Source organism: Stappia indica, from assembly GCF_020177335.1.
In the GTDB taxonomy this organism is placed as follows: domain Bacteria; phylum Pseudomonadota; class Alphaproteobacteria; order Rhizobiales; family Stappiaceae; genus Stappia; species Stappia indica_B.
In genome coordinates, this window is sequence record NZ_JAIVMG010000007.1 from 26,938 (window position 1) to 44,431 (window position 17,494).

15 protein-coding genes are annotated in these 17,494 nt (G+C 64.8%); 12 read left to right on the forward strand and 3 right to left on the reverse strand.

Annotated elements, in window-relative coordinates:
- Positions 1-224: 224 nt before the first annotated feature.
- From LC062_RS10860 to flaF, 3 genes are all read left to right on the forward strand, one after another.
- On the forward strand, positions 225-1,613 hold the full coding sequence (locus tag LC062_RS10860) for a flagellin N-terminal helical domain-containing protein (RefSeq protein WP_224911057.1): 1,389 nt from the start codon (positions 225-227) through the stop codon (positions 1,611-1,613).
- A 198-nt stretch (positions 1,614-1,811) separates the two neighbouring features.
- Positions 1,812-2,306 carry a flagellar biosynthesis repressor FlbT gene (gene flbT / locus LC062_RS10865; RefSeq protein ID WP_224911058.1) on the forward strand — a complete coding sequence of 165 codons (495 nt, stop codon included), beginning with the start codon at positions 1,812-1,814 and terminating at the stop codon, positions 2,304-2,306.
- Positions 2,188-2,556: a flagellar biosynthesis regulator FlaF gene (gene flaF / locus LC062_RS10870; protein WP_224911059.1), complete on the forward strand. Its 369-nt coding sequence runs from the start codon at positions 2,188-2,190 to the stop codon at positions 2,554-2,556. The genes flbT and flaF overlap by 119 nt, the downstream gene beginning before the upstream one ends.
- A gap of 304 nt (positions 2,557-2,860) precedes the next feature.
- Here the strand turns inward: flaF and LC062_RS10875 are convergent, their stop codons facing one another.
- The 3 genes from LC062_RS10875 to LC062_RS10885 form a co-directional block, all read right to left on the reverse strand.
- Entirely contained in the window at positions 2,861-4,396 is a 1,536-nt protein-coding gene (locus LC062_RS10875; protein WP_224911060.1) for a flagellar protein, read from the reverse strand.
- Positions 4,397-4,404: 8 nt separating this feature from the next.
- The gene (gene flgK / locus LC062_RS10880) at positions 4,405-6,288 is read right to left on the reverse strand and encodes a flagellar hook-associated protein FlgK (RefSeq protein ID WP_224911061.1); all 1,884 of its coding nucleotides are present in this window, start codon (positions 6,286-6,288) and stop codon (positions 4,405-4,407) included.
- An 83-nt stretch (positions 6,289-6,371) separates the two neighbouring features.
- Positions 6,372-7,787, reverse strand: coding sequence for a flagellar hook protein FlgE (locus tag LC062_RS10885; RefSeq protein ID WP_224911062.1), 1,416 nt, complete (start codon positions 7,785-7,787; stop codon positions 6,372-6,374).
- A 277-nt stretch (positions 7,788-8,064) separates the two neighbouring features.
- Here LC062_RS10885 and LC062_RS10890 point away from each other — a divergent pair, with 277 nt between their 5' ends.
- The 9 genes from LC062_RS10890 (at position 8,065) to LC062_RS10930 (ending at position 17,447) form a co-directional block, all read left to right on the forward strand.
- Positions 8,065-8,910, forward strand: a complete 846-nt coding sequence (locus LC062_RS10890; protein ID WP_224911063.1) for an AAA family ATPase — start codon at positions 8,065-8,067, stop codon at positions 8,908-8,910.
- Between the two features lie 5 nt (positions 8,911-8,915).
- A complete protein-coding gene (locus LC062_RS10895) occupies positions 8,916-9,461 on the forward strand; it encodes a hypothetical protein (protein ID WP_224911064.1) in 546 nt (181 codons plus the stop codon).
- Positions 9,462-9,678: 217 nt separating this feature from the next.
- Positions 9,679-10,248 (forward strand): DUF2975 domain-containing protein, encoded by a 570-nt coding sequence (locus LC062_RS10900; RefSeq protein ID WP_224911065.1) that lies wholly within the window; start codon positions 9,679-9,681, stop codon positions 10,246-10,248.
- Between the two features lie 12 nt (positions 10,249-10,260).
- Positions 10,261-10,479, forward strand: a complete 219-nt coding sequence (locus LC062_RS10905) for a helix-turn-helix domain-containing protein (protein ID WP_224911066.1) — start codon at positions 10,261-10,263, stop codon at positions 10,477-10,479.
- A gap of 108 nt (positions 10,480-10,587) precedes the next feature.
- Positions 10,588-11,202 (forward strand): SixA phosphatase family protein, encoded by a 615-nt coding sequence (locus LC062_RS10910; protein WP_224911067.1) that lies wholly within the window; start codon positions 10,588-10,590, stop codon positions 11,200-11,202.
- 76 nt (positions 11,203-11,278) lie between these two features.
- Complete coding sequence (locus LC062_RS10915; protein WP_404829707.1) at positions 11,279-12,748, forward strand: YcjX family GTP-binding protein; 1,470 nt, start codon at positions 11,279-11,281, stop codon at positions 12,746-12,748.
- Complete coding sequence (locus tag LC062_RS10920; protein WP_224911068.1) at positions 12,745-13,848, forward strand: YcjF family protein; 1,104 nt, start codon at positions 12,745-12,747, stop codon at positions 13,846-13,848. The genes LC062_RS10915 and LC062_RS10920 overlap by 4 nt, the downstream gene beginning before the upstream one ends.
- A 62-nt stretch (positions 13,849-13,910) precedes the next feature.
- On the forward strand, positions 13,911-15,095 hold the full coding sequence (locus LC062_RS10925) for a vWA domain-containing protein (protein ID WP_224911069.1): 1,185 nt from the start codon (positions 13,911-13,913) through the stop codon (positions 15,093-15,095).
- 198 nt (positions 15,096-15,293) lie between these two features.
- Positions 15,294-17,447 (forward strand): methyl-accepting chemotaxis protein, encoded by a 2,154-nt coding sequence (locus tag LC062_RS10930; protein WP_224911070.1) that lies wholly within the window; start codon positions 15,294-15,296, stop codon positions 17,445-17,447.
- Positions 17,448-17,494: the final 47 nt, after the last annotated feature.

Here is a 17,494-nt window from a genome sequence, read left to right on the forward strand (position 1 = left end):
GGGAAGCGAACTTTCCCCGAATCAAGACGCAGAGGCGGCGGGTCTTCCCGCCGCCTTTTTTGTCGTTTTTGCAATTATGGTGAAGAAATCCTTGCTCTCTGACGCATTTTGGGAGGGCTTCCGCGCCTTGTTAACGTCTTGTTAGTAAATCGCGTAAGAAGCTGCGAAAAATCTCAGGACGAGAGCCCCACGCCGATCCTGGACGGCCCGAAAGGATTTTCCGAATGTCCGATATCACCCTTTCCGCCGGTGTCCGTCAGAACCTGCTGACGCTGCAGAACACCGCGGACATGATGGCCACCACCCAGAACCGTCTTGCCACCGGCAAGAAGGTCAACTCGGCGCTGGACAACCCGACCAACTTCTTTACCGCCCAGGCCCTCTCGGCCCGCGCCAACGACCTCGACGCCCTGCTTGACGGCATCAGCAACGCCATCAAGACGATCGAGGCTGCCGACAACGGCATCACCGCCATCACCAAGCTGGTGGAAAGCGCCCAGTCGACCGCCCGTCAGGCCCTGCAGGACGGCGGCGCCGGTTCGGGCACCGTGGTGGAAAGCTCCTCCTCGATCTCCACCAATGGCCTTGCGCCCATCGCCGGTGAATCGATCCAGGATCAGGCCAAGCGTCAGACCTTCGCCAACCTCGGCTTCGCCGCAGGCGATACCATCCAGGTGCAGACCACCGACACCAACACCGGCACGGTCTCGAATTTCGACATCATCATCGGCACCACCCAGAAGGCCGATGGATCCGGTCCGGTGACCACCGTCGCCGATGCGCTGGATGTCATCAACGCCTCGGGCATCGTCACCGCCGAAGTCACCGATGCGGGCAAGCTCAAGCTGACCGGCTCGGACGCCCAGACCGTCAACCTGTCGATCACCGACACCGGCGGCGACGCCTCCACGGCAACGACCCAGGCCACCTCGCTGGCCGCCTCGCTGGGCTTTGGCAGCAACACCAACGTCGACCTGTCCTCGCCCGCCGATGGCGACTACGTGGATGCCGGTGAGACCGCCGTCACCTTCACCGACGGTGCCACCGCCGGTGCGGCCGACGTGCTGTCGATCACCACCCAGGCCAACCCGGCGTCGAACTCCTCCACCCGTCAGAAGCTGGTCACCCAGTTCAACGACATTCTCGGCCAGATCGACAAGCTCGCGGGCGATGCCAGCTTCAATGGCATCAACCTGATCGACAGCTCCTCATCGAAGCTGACCGTCGCCTTCAACGAAAAGCGCGACGCGGCCACCAAGTCGGAACTGAAGCTGACCGGTGAGGACCTGACCTCCTCCGGGCTCAACATCACCCGGACCACCAGCCTCAACGACTCGGAAGCCAACGCCGCGCTCGACGAGTTGGCCAATGCCCTGATCACCCTGCGTGAGGCCGGCTCGAAATTCGGCTCCAGCCTGTCGATGGTGCAGATCCGCAAGGACTACACCAAGGCCTCGATCAACACCCTGCAGACGGGTGCGGACAACCTGGTGCTGGCCGACACCAACGAGGAAGGCGCCAACCTCCTGGCGCTGCAGACCCGCCAGCAGCTCTCGACCACGGCGCTGTCCATGGCCTCCCAGGCCGACCAGGCGGTGCTGCGGCTCTTCTAATAAGCACCTGGACCACGATGGCTCCAGAACCTCGGGGCGGCGAGCCATTCGCCGCCCTGTTCGCATTGGACGCGAACCCGCCCGCCTAAAGTATAGTTACCAGGTAATTATTTCCCACAGCGCAAGACGCGCACAAAAAACCTAGTTGAGATTCAGTTTATTCTTGATTGACGTCTACGCCTATGCGACCGTCACTCTATGGCTCTCAAGATTGAACTCCGCCCCCGCGAACGATTCATCGTCGGCTCCACGGTCATCACCAATGGAGATCACCGCACCCATATCTTCATCGAGGGCAAGGAACCGCTGCTGCGTGAGAAAGACATCTACACGGCGGAAACGGCCAACACGCCGGCGAAGCGGATCTATCTGGCTGTTCAGCTGATGTACCTCAACCAGGATATCGAGAGCCACAGGGAAATCTACTTCGAGTTGATAGACGACTTTATTCGGGCAGCTCCAAGTACCATCAAACTCGTTGACGCCATCAACAATGAGATCTTAACCGGATCGCTCTACGGTGCCTTGAAACGGGCACGCGACCTGGTTGAATGTGAACGGGAACTGATCGAGAATGTACAATCTGGCCACCGCAGCATACCAGCAGACAACCCAATCGACGGTCAATCCGAGGGAGCTGGAAGCGACACTTCTTCTGAAGGCGGCGGCCCGTCTTCAGGCAGTCAAGGATGACTGGGACACCGGTGGGCCGATCACGCTCGATGAGGCGCTGTCCTACAACCGCCGTCTGTGGACCATTCTCGCCACCTCGGTCACCAGCCAGGACAATCCGCTGCCGCATGAGGTGAAGCAGAACCTTGGCTCGCTCGGCGCCTTCGTCCTGAAGCACACGCTGGATGTGATGACCGATCCGAAGCCGGAACGGCTGACGACACTGATCTCCATCAATCGCAACATCGCCCAGGGTCTGCGCGGCGGCTGACGCCGCGCCCCGTGCCCTTTGGTCTCGCCCGACACGGCCACCCAGTATCCATTGCCCGGCGCGCAAAGCAGCGCCCGGCCTGCGGGCGACAAAGGTCGCCAGCCCCGCTGCAGCGCATTCGCTTCAGTGCCAACGCGCGTTCCCGATATCTGGCTGAACTCGTGACGCCCTCCGGCGCAGCGCGCCCGATTACGGCATTCTCGCGGCATCGCCGCAGGCGCTGACGCCCCGCTTGGACGGGGCCAGGCAGGATCAACGCGGCGTACCGCGTGAGCCGCAAGGCGAGCGGCGCCGAACGCTGCCCTTACAGGTACTTCGACAGGGACATGTTCAAGGTGATGCTGGTCGCCTGATAGCTGATCTCAAGGGTGTTGCGCAGCGTGAGGAGCTGCATCGACACCTCTTCCTTGTTGATGCCCTCGATGCCGTCGATCATCGCCTTGGCCGTGCCTTCGGCCACCCGGTGGCGGCCTTCCGTATCCTTGACCGTCCGCTGCACCGAGGCGAATTCCATGTGGTTCTGGCGAATGCCCGAAGCTTCCGCCCCCGGCGGTGTCAGCCCGTCGTTCACCCGCTGCGCCATCTCCTGATAGAACTTGTCGTTCTGCGGCTGGCCGGCGGAAAAATCCGCCGCCACCAGCACCGCCAGCGACTGCACCACCGTCCGGTAGCCGTCCTCATTGGCACGGGCGCCGTAGTTGACCGAGAGGTTTTCATCCACCCGGGCATAGGAATCCTTGCGCGGATCGCCGGTAGAGTTGTCGCCGGTGTACCAGCTGACCGTATCCCCGGTGCCGTCCCGCAAGCTGGTCGCGGTCGAGAAATCCACCGGCGGCCCGGCGCTCGGCACCACCCGGGCCATCGGCTGATAGCCCGGCGGCACCGGTGATTTCGGCGCCGTGTCGAAGAAGGCTTCGCCCGCGCGAATGCTGGAGGCCGCCTTCAACTCCGAGCCCGCGGCCACGCTCAGGGCCGTGTCGAGCGCGTCCTTGAAGAACTGCGCCGTGTCATCGGGCGTCGCGCCGCGCTGGAAGGTGATATCCGGATCGTCCTCTCCTCCGGCCACGCCAAGCGTCAACTCGCTCTGGCTGCCATCGGGCAGGGTCAGGAACACCCGGATCGCCTGCCCCGGCTCCGGCTGTCCGGTGAAATCGACATCCAGCGATGCGGGCGGCCCGGCGGTCTGGCTGACCGTGACATTGCTGGCGCCGGAGGCAATGCTGTCGATCTTGAAGCCGAAGGGATGGGTCCCGTCCTCGGCCAGCGTCACCTGGGATCCGGTGCGCGATGTGGTCATCCGGCCATTGTCGAGCGGACCCAGATCGGCCTGATTGTACTCGTCGATCACCGTCTTCAGGCCGGCATAATTGCCGTCGCCTGCCAGAATGTAATCGAGGCTCTGCACCGGCAGCGTATCCGCGCTCTTGCCGGAGAACAGGTAGCGCCCCCCGACATCGGTGTTGAGATGCGCCATGAACTCGCGCAGCGAAATCTCGGCCGCCGACTGGGACGAGGTCCGGCCATTGCCGAACAGCTCGAAATTGTTGCGATCCGCCGCCTGCTTGCCCTCGCTGCGAATGGCCTCCAGCCGTTCGCTGGTCTTGTCCAGCGTGTCGAGCCGCAGATTGGCGATCTGGATGGTCTGCTTGTAGACCCCCAGCTCGGAGAGCTGCTGCTTCAGCGACAGGTCCAGCACCCGCTCCGAGCCGAGCCCGCCATAGGTGTCGGATTTCAGGTTGGTTCCGAGCTGCCGCCCCAGGTCCTCCATCTGCGTGCGCAGGTTGGTCAGATAGGACACCTGGCGCGGCAGGCCATAGCCGCCATAGGGATTGATCGCCATCGTCGTCACTAGCTCCGCATCAGGATGTCATAGAGGTCGCGAACCACCTGCATCACCCGGGCATTGGCCGCATAGGCGTTCTGCAGTTGCACCAGTTGCGCCAACTCCTTGTCGACATCGACCTTGGCGCTTTCGTCCAGCCGGCCCTTCAGATTGGCGGTGACCACCTCCTGGCCCATCGCCGTCGCCTTGGCCTGGGCCGCCCGCCCGCTCTGGTGCGAGACGATCGCCGTCACGAAGTCATTGATCGAGCCTTCGAAGATCGCCGTCCGGCCGCCGGTCTTGCTCTCCGGCGAAAACGCGGTCTTCGCCTTGGTCAGCTTGTCGAGGATCGCCTCCGGCCGGGTGGCATCGCCATTGGGAATACCCGGCGCATATTCCACCAGCAGGGATGGATCGTTGATCAATTCGCTGTTGACGGTGAGACGCGAGGCGAAACCGGCGACATTCGGCCGCCCGTCGGCCATGCCGGTAAAGACCTCACCGCCATCGTCGACGAACAGCGCGAAAGCGTCGCCATGGGCGGAAGAGCTGGTCACCGTCTCCCGGGTGCTGGCGTTCTCGATCCGCACCGCCCCCGGCGCCGTGCTTTCCAGCCGAAGCACCGAGCCGCCCGGATTGGCGGCGGCGAACACGCCGGCACCGACACGCGGATCCGCGTCCAGCGCCGACTGAATGCCCGCGGCAATGGTTGCATGGTTGCCGCTGGAGAAATCCACCGCGAGGTAGATGTCGTCCGGATCGTTGGTGTCCGTCAACGCCGGCGGTTCCGGCCCATCGCTGCGATAGATCGTCACCGACTTGGTCCGGCCGGTGGCCATGTCCTTGTAGTCGAAAGTCAGGCTGTCGCCGGGCTGCAGATTGGCCAGATCCATCTCGTAGCCGGTCTGCGTCCCGGTCGCCGGATAGGCGGTTCCCGGCTCGGTATGAGTGGAAAATGCCCGCGACATGGAGGCGGCCAGCTCGTCGAGCTGGGTCTGGGCATCGGCCAGCACCTCGTCGCGCATGTTGACCAGCGCCGCCAGCGAACCTGAGCGCAGGGTCTTGGTCGACAGCAGGTCGATGCGGCTGCCTTCGGAGTTTTCAAGCGCGATGGTGCCGACGCCGCGCTTGGCCGGGTCGACGTCATAGACCGAGGTCGCCCCCACATTGCCACGTGCATCGAAGGTCAGTTTCTGCACATTCACGTCGTAGAGCGGCGTACCGCCGGAGGTGTGAATGCGGATACCGCCCTGCTCGGTCGGCTTGACCTCAATGTCCATGTAGCCGGAGAGCTCCTCCAGCAGCTTGTCGCGCTCATCCTGCAGCCCGACCGGCATGTCGCCATCCTGGGTGTGCAGCACCACCTGCCGGTCCAGCGCCTGGATGTCGGTCAGCAATTCGTTGACCCGATCGACCTGCTCGGCGATCTGATACTCGACCTCCTGCCGCATGCCCTGGATCTGATCGGACATGCCGGTGATCTTGCCCACCAGCGCCTGCGCCGTGCGGACCACCTCAAGGCGGTTGGAGTAGTTTTCCGGCCCCGAGACCAGATTGGACACCGAACCGATGAAGCTGTTCACCGTGTTTGGCAGGGACCCAGCGTCGTTGATACTGCCAAACAGCGTGTCCAGCCGGCCGGTGTATTGCTGGGAGACGCCGGCAAAGGTGTATTCCGCCAGCGAGGTGCGATACTGCCCCTGAACCGCCAGGTCCAGATGACGGCGCATGCTGTCGGTATCGACCCCGGTGACCCGGCCGTTTCCATCATAGCTCGCCGAGGCGGAAATGGACTTCCGCGTGTAGCCGACCGTGTCGGAATTGGCGATATTGGTGGCCGCGACCTCGAGCTGGCGCTGATTGAAGCCCAACCCGATCAACGCGGTGTTCAGAGCACTGCTAAGTCCCATGGCCTCGTCCAGCGTTCATCCGAATGCGGCTGTCATGGCAGGGCGCCGGCCGGCGGATCCCGACCGGCACCCCACCAGGGCCGCTATCGGATCATGTTGATCGCTTCCTTCAGCATCTGGTCACCCGTGTTGACGATCCGGGTGTTGGCCGAATAGGCCTGCTGGGTCACGATCAGCTTGGAAAATTCGTCGGCGATATCGGTGTTGGAGGCTTCGAGCCGCTTGCCAACGATCCGCCCCTGCGCTCCGGCGATCGGCTCGCCGGATTCCGGGGTCACCTCATAGGCACCGCCATCAACCCGCTCCAGCCACGCCTCACCGGAGAAAGACACCAGCGAGATGTCATAGAGCTCCCGGGTCCGGCCGTTCGAATAGGACGCGACAAGGCGTCCGGCCTCGGAGACCGAGACGCCCGTCAGATCGCCGGAAGGGTAGCCGTTCTGGGTCAGCTTGGAGATCTTGGCCCGACCATTGCTGTCGGAGAACTGGGTCAGGGCATTGGTCCCGAAATCGAGCGACACATCGCCCACCGTCTCACCATCGACGGTAAGCCCGGTGATCGCCATCTGGTCGTTGGCCGGCACGGTCATCTTGCCGCCATTGGCCGCGCTGGAATCGAACTGTGCGTCCGACACCTTGGTCCATTTCGGGTTCGCGCCGGTGGCATCGGAATCGGACAGGTAGTAGAGCGACCAGGTGTCCGGCTGGGAGCCGTCGTCCTCAAAGGTCTTGGCCCAGCGCATCTGCACGTTCACCGGCGTGCCGCTGGAGTTGTAGACCGTGATTGCCTCACCGGCGATGGACGAATTCAGGAACGCCACCTCGTCATCGGCGGAGATCGCATCCACGCCGACCGTATGGCCGGCCGCCGCCCCGTCCGGCACCGCGCCGGTGGAGGCCTTGGTCAGTGCCGAATCCAGAAGATCGTCGCCACCGGCCAGCTTGGCGCTGGTCTGCGGCGTGGTCGGCAGGTTGCCTTCGTACTGAATCCGGTCGGTCAGCACCGCCGGGATCACCGAGGTATCGACGGTGATGATCGACGGCACGCTGCCGGACACATTCTTCGTCACCGGATCGATCGGCTGGCCCATCAGGTAGTAGCCGGCACCGTTGACCAGGCGACCTTCCTTGTCGAGATCGAAATCGCCACGGCGCGTGTAAAGATCGTCGCCGGAGAAGATCGACCGGCCATCGACCTCGCCCGCCTTGCCCTGCACAACGAAATAACCGCTGCCGTTGATCCCCATGTAGGTATTGACCTGGCTTTGCTGGAGATCGCCCTGAATGCCGTTGGTCGCGCGCGAACTGGCCGACACCGTACCGGCGAGCTGGCCGGGCTGCGCACCGCGCCCGCCGCCAACCAGATCGGAGAAGGAGGTATCGAGCCGCTTGTAGCCAACGGTCGACGCGTTGGCGATGTTGCCCGAGATATTCTCAAGCGCGTAGGCCTGTGCAGACAGGCCGGAGACGGCCGCATTCAATGCACCAAAAACACCCATGGGATCCTCCAGAACGGAACGAATGGCTTGCGGCGCGGGGAGACGCCGGTCTTGACCAGACTGACGCAAGGCCCGTGCCAGACCAGAAATCGCACCCAACCCCTTGAAATTCCTGAGGCGGCCCGGCACAAGGCGCGGCACCAAGCCCGGCAACCGGCAGCTTTGACCGACACAGGCCGGCAAGATTTGCCGAGCCCACCCCTCCCTTTCGGGATCTTGCGCAGCCTTGCCGCGCCCCATACTGTGCGGCGCAAGATCATCTTGATGCGAGGCTTCCATGCGCTTTGAAGGGACTGCGGGCTATGTGGCGACCGAGGATCTGCGGATCGCCGTCAATGCGGCGATCACACTGGAGCGCCCGCTGCTTGTGAAAGGCGAACCGGGGACCGGCAAGACCGTCCTGGCCCAGGAAATCGCCGACGCCCTCAACACTCCGCTGCTGGAATGGCACGTCAAGTCCACCACCAAGGCACAGCAGGGACTTTACGAGTATGACGCGGTCTCGCGCCTGCGCGACAGCCAGCTCGGCGACGACCGGGTGCACGACATCGCCAACTACATCCGCAAGGGCAAGCTGTGGGAGGCCTTCGCCAGCGAGCAACGCCCGGTGCTCTTGATCGACGAGATCGACAAGGCCGACATCGAGTTCCCCAACGATCTGTTGCAGGAGCTCGACCGGATGGAGTTCCACGTCTACGAGACCGGCGAGACGGTCAGCGCCCGCCAGCGGCCGGTGGTGATCATCACCTCCAACAACGAGAAGGAATTGCCGGACGCTTTCCTGCGCCGCTGCTTCTTCCACTACATCACCTTCCCGGACACGGAGACGATGACCGACATCGTCGAGGTGCATTTCCCCGGCCTGAAGGGCGAGTTGCTGCGCGAGGCGCTGAAGATCTTCTACGATGTCCGCGACATGCCCGGGCTGAAGAAGAAGCCCTCCACCTCAGAGCTGCTCGACTGGATCAAGCTCTTGCTGAACGAGGACGTGGACCCGGCCACCTTGCGCGAGCGCGACGCCAGCAAGCTGATCCCGCCGCTGCATGGCGCGCTCCTCAAGAACGAGCAGGATGTGCATCTGTTCGAGCGCCTCGCCTTCATCAACAGGCGCGGCCGGGGCTAGCGGGCGTGCGCCGCTGGCGCTCCCGAGCGACCTTGCCGCTGCTGCTGGCGCTGACCGTGCAGCTCGCCCCTGCGGCGGCGGCACAAGCTGACGAGCGCGGCTCCGATTCCGGTTGGCACACGGTGATCGGCGGCATGCGCCATTTCGCCGGGCTGACCTGCCCGGACCGGATCGGCATGCTGAGCCGGGTGCGGGTGCTGACCAGCGCCGCGGACCGGATCGCCGGCTGCGTCTATCTGGCGACCAACGGCATCAGCGTCGTGGTGCGCAGCCACCTGCCCGGCTCCAGCGCGGCCACCGCGCGCGCCTTCGACCGCCGATACAGCGCCGCCGGTTTCAAGCGCCTGGCCGCCACCGGAGCGGCGGCCGCCGGCCTTTCCTTCAACACCGGAACCACCGGTGAGCGGACCCGCTGCGAGACCCTGTGGCGCCTGACCGGACGACGCACCGACTACACCCTGTGGATGGCCTACTCCCTTCCCGACCAGGGCGATCTGGTCGGGCCGCTCGTGGCCGATTTCACCCGGCAACTGGCCCATTCGGCCCGCTAGGCGGCGCTGTTTCGGCGACACTCCGACACCACATCCGCTGACCCCGACGCCAAGAGAGCGCTGAAGCCGCTCCCTCAGCGTCCGTTTGCGCTGCCCTCCCCTCTTGCGCCGCCCGCAGCCTCCTCCTCGGACAGGGCAAAAAACGATTTCGCAATTGACGGCTATTTTTTATCGTGAAACAATAATTTCATAAGCTCCCTTATGAAGGATTGATTGAATGACGTTCAACCCACCAGCCACCGAGGCTACCAACTCCCGGCTTCAGCGCATCCGCCGTGTCAGCCGCGCCATGGCCTGGGTCACACTGGCCGGGGCGCTGCTTGTGCCGGCAACGCTCATGGCCGTTGCTGCGTTCGAACCAAGCGGACTTGACGACTGGCTGCGCAGTTCCGTTGACGCCTCCGGTTCCGCTGTCCTCACCCCGGCGACACGGATCGCCACGCTCGCCATCGCCAGCATTCCCGTCATCCTCGCGGTGGCGGTGCTGATGCTGCTCCACAAGCTGTTCCTCGGCTTTTCCAAGGGCGCCGTGCTGGTCCCGGCGAGCGGCAGGATCTTGCGGCACATCGGCCTCATCATCGCCATCCTCGCCCCGCTGGAGATCGTGCTTCGCGCAGCGGCCAGCGTTGTTCTCTCCCTGCCCAACCCGCCGGGCGAGCGGGAGCTCGCCATCGGTATCGGCAGCAGCGATCTCACCACGCTGATCGCCGGAATGCTGTTGATCGTTCTCGGCTGGACGCTGGAGGAAGCCGCTTCGGTAGCGGACGAAAACAGCCGCTTCGTGTAAGAGGAGCGGGTCATGCCGATCATCATCAATCTCGACGTCATGCTGGCGCGCCGAAAGATGCGCTCGCGTGAACTGGCCGAACGCATCGGCATCACCGAGCAGAACGTCTCCCTGCTGAAATCCGGCAAGGTCAAGGGCGTGCGCTTCGAAACCCTGGAACGCATCTGTCAGGTTCTGGAGTGCCAGCCGGGCGACCTGCTCGAATACCGCAACGACGAGGAGGCGACCTGAACCGGTCGCTTCCCCTCGCCCCCGAACACGGAAACCATCGACCGGGCGCGATCTTATCGCCTATGCTGGGCCCGGCTCCGAAGACAACCGTTCCGGGATATCCGTGCCATGCTGCGCCTTCTGCTGTTGAGACACGCCAAGTCCGACTGGAGCGATGCCGCCCAGATCGATTTCGACCGGCCGCTGAACATACGCGGACAGCGGGCCGCCCCGCAGATGGGCGCGCATATGGCCCGGCATGGGCTGGTGCCCGACAAGGTGCTGTGTTCCAGCGCCCGCCGCACCCGCGAAACCCTCGGGCTGATTCTGCCCCACCTGTCCGGCAACATGGAGATCCGCGTCACCCGCGACCTTTATGAGGATGGAGAGCTGGACTACGTCGACAGCATCCGCGCCCTCGGCGGCGGCGCCCGCACCGTCCTCGTGATCGGCCACAACCCGGCGATGCAGGACACGGCGCTGGAGTTGATCGGCGAGGGCAACCCCGCCTTGCGCGAGAGCATCGCCACCAAGTTTCCCACCGCTGCCCTCGCGGTGGTGGATTTCGCCATCAACCGCTGGTCCGATGCCGAGCGTGGCAGCGGCCGGGTGGTTGCCTATTGCCTGCCGCGCCAGTTGCCCGGCGGCGCCCTGCCGCCCCTGGCCGCCACACCTCTCGGCCCCCCGCCCCTGGCCGCCAACGACGGCGGCAACGGCGGGGGCGGCTCGTCCGAACCGGAGTAGACACGCCCTGGACATGGTCAGGGGCGGTTGCGGCCGGCGCCCATACTCCCCACATGGCCGGTCGGAGAAAAAACACGTGGCACAACGCAACTTCCTCTCACGGCTGGGCGATGAGCTCCGCTATTCCCTCGACAACCTGACGGAGACGGTCGGTGACCTGGCGGTACCAACGGTGCGGCTCGGCGTCACCGGCCTGTCGCGCGCCGGCAAGACCGTGTTCATCACCGCCCTCATACACAATCTGGTGAATGGCGGCCGCCTGCCCATGTTTGACGCCTCCGCCGAGGGGCGGATCGCCCGGGCCGCGCTGGAGCCGCAGCCCGATGACGACGTGCCGCGCTTCGATGTCGAGGCGCATGTGGAGACCCTGCTGAACGAACGGCTCTGGCCGCAATCCACCCGGCGAATCTCCGAACTGCGGCTGACCATCGAGTTTGAATCGGCAAGCCTCCTGTCGCGCACCCTCGGCCGGGGCCGGCTGCATCTCGATATCGTCGACTATCCGGGCGAGTGGCTGCTCGACCTGCCGCTTCTGGAAAAGGACTTCCGCAGCTTCTGCGAGGAAGCTCTGGCCCGCGCCCGCGACCCGGCCCGGGCGGACGTCGCCGCGCCCTTTCTTGCCGCCCTCGCCGCCGCCGATGCCAGAGCGGAGGCTGCCGAGCCGACCGCCCGGCTTCTGGCCAGCCGCTACACCGACTATCTGGGCGCCTGCCGCGCCGATGAGCGGGCGCTGTCGATGCTGCCGCCCGGCCGTTTCCTGATGCCGGGCGATCTGGAAGGCTCGCCCGCCCTCACCTTCGCCCCGCTCGATCCGGCGACGCTGGAGGGATCGCCGCGCCCCGGCTCCCTGGCGGCGATGATGGAGCGGCGCTTTGAGGCCTACAAGAAACACATCGTGCGCCCGTTCTTCCGCGATCACTTCGCCCGGCTCGACCGGCAGATCGTGCTGGTCGACGCACTGAACGCCCTCAATGCCGGCCCGGCGGCCCTGCGCGACCTGGAAGCGGCGCTGGCGGAAATCCTTGCCGCCTTCCGGCCCGGGCGGGTCTCCCGTCTGTTCTCCATCTTCACCCGGCGGATCGACCGGATCCTGTTCGCCGCCACCAAGGCCGATCACCTGCACCGGGCCGACCATGACCGGCTCGAAGCCATCCTGAAACGCACCGTCGCCCGCGCCATCGAGCGGGCGGAATACTCCGGTGCCGATGTCGATGCGCTGGCCCTTGCCGCCATCCGCGCCACCCGTGAGGCCAGCGTCACCCACGACGGGGAAACCATGCCCGCCATCCTCGGCACACCCCTGCCCGGCGAACGGGTCAATGGCGACACCTATGACGGCAACACCGAAATCGCCCTCTTCCCCGGCGACCTGCCGGACGATCCCGAAGAGGTGTTCGCCGGCAGCGAGGCGCGCAACCCGCCGGTCCGCTTCGTCCGCTTTCGCCCCCCCGCCCTGCAGACCACCGCCGAGGGGGCAACCCTCTCGCTGCCGCACATCCGCCTTGACCGGGCGCTGCAATTCCTGATCGGAGACCATCTGGCATGACCGGCCCGGACCATCCGCCGGACGGCGCGGCACACCGCCGCCGCCCGGACCGCGAACGCAAACCCGCCGCCTTTCGTCTCGATGACGCCCGCGTGCGCCTCGACAGCGATGCGCATGAGGCCCTGACACGGGGCGAGACCCGTGTCGTTCCCACCGGCGCCACCGCCCCGCGTCAGGCCGCGGCGACACCGGAGCGCAGCCCCCGGGGCGTTTCCTGGGGACGCTGGCTGACCATCGGCCTGGGCGGGCTGGCCTCGCTGGCCATCGGCCTGTCGATCGACGCGCTGATCCGCGACCTGTTCGCCCGCACGGACTGGCTCGGCTGGCTGGCGGTGGCGCTGGCGGGCCTGGCGGCAATGGCCCTGCTCGGCCTGATCCTGCGCGAGGTCACCGGCCTTTTGCGGCTGAAGAAGATCGACGAGATCCGCACCAGCCTGACGGCGGCGGCGGAGGACGACGACGACGCGACGGCGCGCGCGGGCCTGCGCCAGTTGATCGCCCTTTACCGGGAGCGGCCGGAAACCGCCCGGGGACGGCGCGCCCTCACCGACCATCTCGGCGAGGTGATCGACGGCCGCGATCTGGTCATTCTCGCCGAACGGGATCTCTTGAAGCCGCTCGACGCCCGGGCCCTGCGGATCGTCAACGACAGCGTCAAGCGGGTCTCGCTGGTCACCGCCATCTCGCCGCGCGCCGTGCTCGATCTTGCCATCGTCCTGGTCGAGAACCTCCGGATCATGCGGCGCATTTCCGCGCTCTACGGTGGCCGGCCCGGGGTCTTCGGCTTCCTCCGCCTCGCCCGCCACGTCGCCGCGCATCTGGCGGTGACCGGCGGCATGGCGGCCGGCGACAGCCTGGTGTCGCAACTGCTCGGCCACGGGCTTGCCGCGCGCCTCTCCGCCCGTCTCGGCGAGGGTGTGATCAATGGACTTCTGACCGCCCGGGTCGGCATCGCCGCCATCGAGGTCTGCCGCCCGGCGCCCTTCATCGCCGCGCGCGGTCCCAATGTCTCCGATGTCATGGGCGAGTTGTTCAAGGGCGACCCGGAGGCCCAGGCGCTGCTGGAAGAGGCCAAGGCCGCCCCGCCGCGAAAGGACTGATTGTCCTCCCTCAGGCTGCAAGATGACTGGCGAAGCGCCCTTGCTCTTCGTATAACAGAGCCATGTTCATCACCTTCCTCACCAACCTGCGCGATGCGGGCGTTCCTGTCTCCTTGCGCGAATACCTGACGCTGATGGAAGCGTTGAAGGCCGATCTTGCGGACAAGAAGGTAGAGGATTTCTACTTCCTCGCCCGCACCTGCCTGGTCAAGGACGAGATCAATCTCGACAAGTTCGACCGGGTCTTCGCCTCCACCTTCAACGGGCTGGAGCTGGGCGGCGGCGGCGACGGGACCGAGCCGCGCGAGCTGCCCGAGGACTGGCTGCGCAAGCTCGCCGAAAAGCACCTCACCGAGGAAGAGAAGGCCGAGATCGAGGCGCTCGGCGGCTTCGAGAAACTGATGGAGACCCTGCGCGAACGGCTGAAGGAGCAGGAAGGTCGGCATCAGGGCGGCAGCAAGTGGATCGGCACCGCCGGCACCTCGCCCTTCGGCGCCTATGGCTACAATCCCGAAGGGGTGCGCATCGGCCAGGCGGAAAGCCGGCACCGGCGCGCGGTCAAGGTCTGGGACAAACGCACCTTCAAGGATCTCGACGACACGGTCGAGTTGGGCACCCGCAACATCAAGGTGGCGCTGAAACGGCTGCGCCGCTTTGCCCGCAGCGGCGCGGCGGAGGAACTCGATCTCGATCACACGATCCAGTCCACCGCCCACAAGGGGCTACTCGACATCAAGATGCGCCCCGAACGGCGCAATGCCATCAAGGTTCTCTTGTTCTTCGACATCGGCGGCTCGATGGACGACCACATCCGGGTTTGCGAGGAGCTTTTCTCCGCCGCCCGCACCGAATTCAAGGTTCTGGAGTATTTCTACTTCCACAACTGCCCGTATGAATTCGTCTGGAAGAACAACGCCCGACGCCATTCGGAGCGGATCCCCACCTTCGATGTGCTGCACACCTACGGGCCGGACTACAAGCTGATCTTCGTCGGCGACGCCTCGATGAGCCCCTATGAGATCGCCTATGCGGGCGGCTCGGTGGAGCACTGGAACGAGGAGCCCGGATCGGTCTGGCTGGAACGGCTGACCTCGCACTACGCCAAGAGCGTCTGGCTCAATCCCGTGCCCGAGCAGCACTGGTCCTTCACCCATTCCATCGAGATGATCCGGACCCTGATGGGCGGGCGACATTTCCCACTGACCCTCGACGGGCTCGACAACGCGATGAAGGAGCTGTCGCGGTAGTCTGGCGTCACATCATCGAGCGGATCCGGGATTCATATTTACCCTGATATATTCAAATAGAAATTACTAAGGGAAAGCACGACATAACTCAGGATTGAACGAAGTATACACGAATGCAACCTTATGTATACTTAATAGAATAGAAAGAGATTTTCTTGATTCTCGCCGATATCGAAACCAAAAAAAGCGACATCGGTCATGGCAACGCTTCGAATTTCGGCAAAAATACCGCTACTTATAGTCGCAATCGCTGCGGCAACCTCCCTTGCAACGGGCATCGCGGCCTATGTGTCCTCAAGCGCCCAGCTTTCGGAGGCCGCCTCCAATTCGATGGTTGCCCTGGTGCACGCACGCAAGGAACAGCTTGCGGATTATCTTGGCAGTATCGAGGAAGACCTCAAGCTGACCGCAAGCAATGAGACGGTGATTGACGCGCTTGCCGAATTCGACAGAACCTATGGAGAGCTCGGAACCTCGCCGAATGCGGCCCTGCGCAAGGCCTACATCACCGGCAACCCCAACCCGGCCGGGCAGAAGCACAAGCTCGATGCCGCCGCCGACGGCAGCGACTACAGCAAGGCCCATGCGCGGTATCATCCCTGGTTCCGCAAGTATCTGGAATCTCGCGGCTACTATGACATCTTCCTGATCAATGCCGATGGCGACCTGGTCTATTCGGTGTTCAAGGAAAACGACTACGCCACCAACATTCTGGGCGGCGAGTGGAGCGGCGCCGATATCGGCAAGGTTTTCCAGACCGTGAAGGCCAATCCGGCCGCCGGCCGCATCGGTTTCACCGATTTTGCGCCCTATGCCCCCTCCGCCGGCGCCCCTGCCAGCTTCATCGCCACACCGGTGCTTGATGCTCGCGGCGCCTTCGCCGGCGCGTTGATCTTCCAGATGCCGATCGACCGTCTCAATGGCATCATGGCGGAGAGCGCCGGACTTGGCGAAAGCGGCGAGACCTTCCTTGTCGGCTCCGATTTCCTGATGCGCACGGAAACCCGTTTCCGCAAGGCTGGCGATCCCTCGACCATTCTCAAGCGCAAGGCCGACACACCAACGGTTCGCGCGGCGCTTGCTGGACAATCCGGCGCCCAGCACATCGCCGACTATCGCGGCGAGCCGGTGCTGTCGGCCTATATCCCGCTTGCCTTCAACGGCCTGACCTGGGCGCTGATGGCCGAGATCGATGAAGAAGAAGTGCAGCGGCCGGTGGTGCAGATGCGCAACCAGATCCTGATGCTCGGTCTTGGCGTCGTGGTGCTGATGGCCTCGATCGGCTTCTTCTTCGCCCGCACCATCTCCAAGCCGATCGCCGCCATGAACGTGGCGATGGCCTCGCTTGCCGAGGGCAAGCTGGAAACCGAGATCCCTTACACCCAGCGCAGCGACGAGATCGGCGACATGGCCTCCGCCGTGCAGGTGTTCAAGGACAATGCGCTTGAGGTGAAGCGTCTGGAAGAGCAGCAGGCCGAAGCCGCCGCCCGCAGCGAGGCGGAAGCCCGCGAGATGCGCGAGCGCATGGCCCAGGACTTCGAGGCGGCCATCGGCGGCATCGTCGACACCGTCGCCTCCGCCGCCACCGAGATGCTCTCCGCCGCCCAGACCCTGTCCTCGACGGCAGAGGAAACCTCAAGCCGCTCCGCCACCGTCGCTTCGGCGGCCGAGGAAGCCTCCACCAACGTTCAGGCCGTCTCCGGTGCCGCCGAAGAGCTGTCCAGCGCCATCGCCGAGATCAACCGCCAGGTCAGCGACTCCCAGGAGATTTCGCAAACGGCGGTGCGCAATGTCGAAGTCACCAACCAGCGGGTCGGCGAACTGACCACCGCCGCCGACAAGATCGGCCAGGTGATCGCCCTGATCACCGACATCGCCGAACAGACCAACCTTCTGGCCCTCAACGCAACCATCGAGGCGGCCCGCGCCGGAGAGGCCGGCAAGGGCTTTGCCGTCGTCGCCGCCGAGGTCAAGGAACTGGCCAGCCAGACCGCCCGCGCCACGGAAGACATCGGCCATCAGATCAAGGGCATCCAGGGCGCGACCCAGGAAACCGTGACGGCCATCGATTCCATCGGCGAGACCATCGGCCAGATCCGTGCCGTCTCCACGGCAATCTCCGCCTCGGTGGAGCAGCAGGGCGCGGCCACCCATGAAATCGCCCGCAACATCGAGCAGGTGTCCATGGGCATGCATGATGTCACCTCCAACATCACCGGCGTCAGCTCCGCCGCCAGCGAGACCGGCCAGTCGAGCGGCCAACTCGTCGAGGCGGCCAACGAGCTGTCCCGTCAGTCGGAAATGCTGCGCACGGAGGTGACCAACTTCCTGCGCCAGGTGCGCGCCGCCTGACCGGCGCGGCGCTTTCTGCCGTCTGAGGCGGGTCCATGGCCGATTGC

Bases quoted from the DNA above. Each gene is read 5' to 3' on its own strand.
- LC062_RS10860 (WP_224911057.1), top strand. From the start codon at position 225: ATGTCCGATATCACCCTTTCCGCCGGTGTCCGTCAGAACCTGCTGACG.
- flbT (WP_224911058.1), top strand. From the start codon at position 1,812: ATGGCTCTCAAGATTGAACTCCGCCCCCGCGAACGATTCATCGTCGGC.
- flaF (WP_224911059.1), top strand. From the start codon at position 2,188: ATGTACAATCTGGCCACCGCAGCATACCAGCAGACAACCCAATCGACG.
- LC062_RS10875 (WP_224911060.1), bottom strand. From the start codon at position 4,396: ATGGCGATCAATCCCTATGGCGGCTATGGCCTGCCGCGCCAGGTGTCC.
- flgK (WP_224911061.1), bottom strand. From the start codon at position 6,288: ATGGGACTTAGCAGTGCTCTGAACACCGCGTTGATCGGGTTGGGCTTC.
- LC062_RS10885 (WP_224911062.1), bottom strand. From the start codon at position 7,787: ATGGGTGTTTTTGGTGCATTGAATGCGGCCGTCTCCGGCCTGTCTGCA.
- LC062_RS10890 (WP_224911063.1), top strand. From the start codon at position 8,065: ATGCGCTTTGAAGGGACTGCGGGCTATGTGGCGACCGAGGATCTGCGG.
- LC062_RS10900 (WP_224911065.1), top strand. From the start codon at position 9,679: ATGACGTTCAACCCACCAGCCACCGAGGCTACCAACTCCCGGCTTCAG.
- LC062_RS10905 (WP_224911066.1), top strand. From the start codon at position 10,261: ATGCCGATCATCATCAATCTCGACGTCATGCTGGCGCGCCGAAAGATG.
- LC062_RS10910 (WP_224911067.1), top strand. From the start codon at position 10,588: ATGCTGCGCCTTCTGCTGTTGAGACACGCCAAGTCCGACTGGAGCGAT.
- LC062_RS10920 (WP_224911068.1), top strand. From the start codon at position 12,745: ATGACCGGCCCGGACCATCCGCCGGACGGCGCGGCACACCGCCGCCGC.
- LC062_RS10925 (WP_224911069.1), top strand. From the start codon at position 13,911: ATGTTCATCACCTTCCTCACCAACCTGCGCGATGCGGGCGTTCCTGTC.
- LC062_RS10930 (WP_224911070.1), top strand. From the start codon at position 15,294: ATGGCAACGCTTCGAATTTCGGCAAAAATACCGCTACTTATAGTCGCA.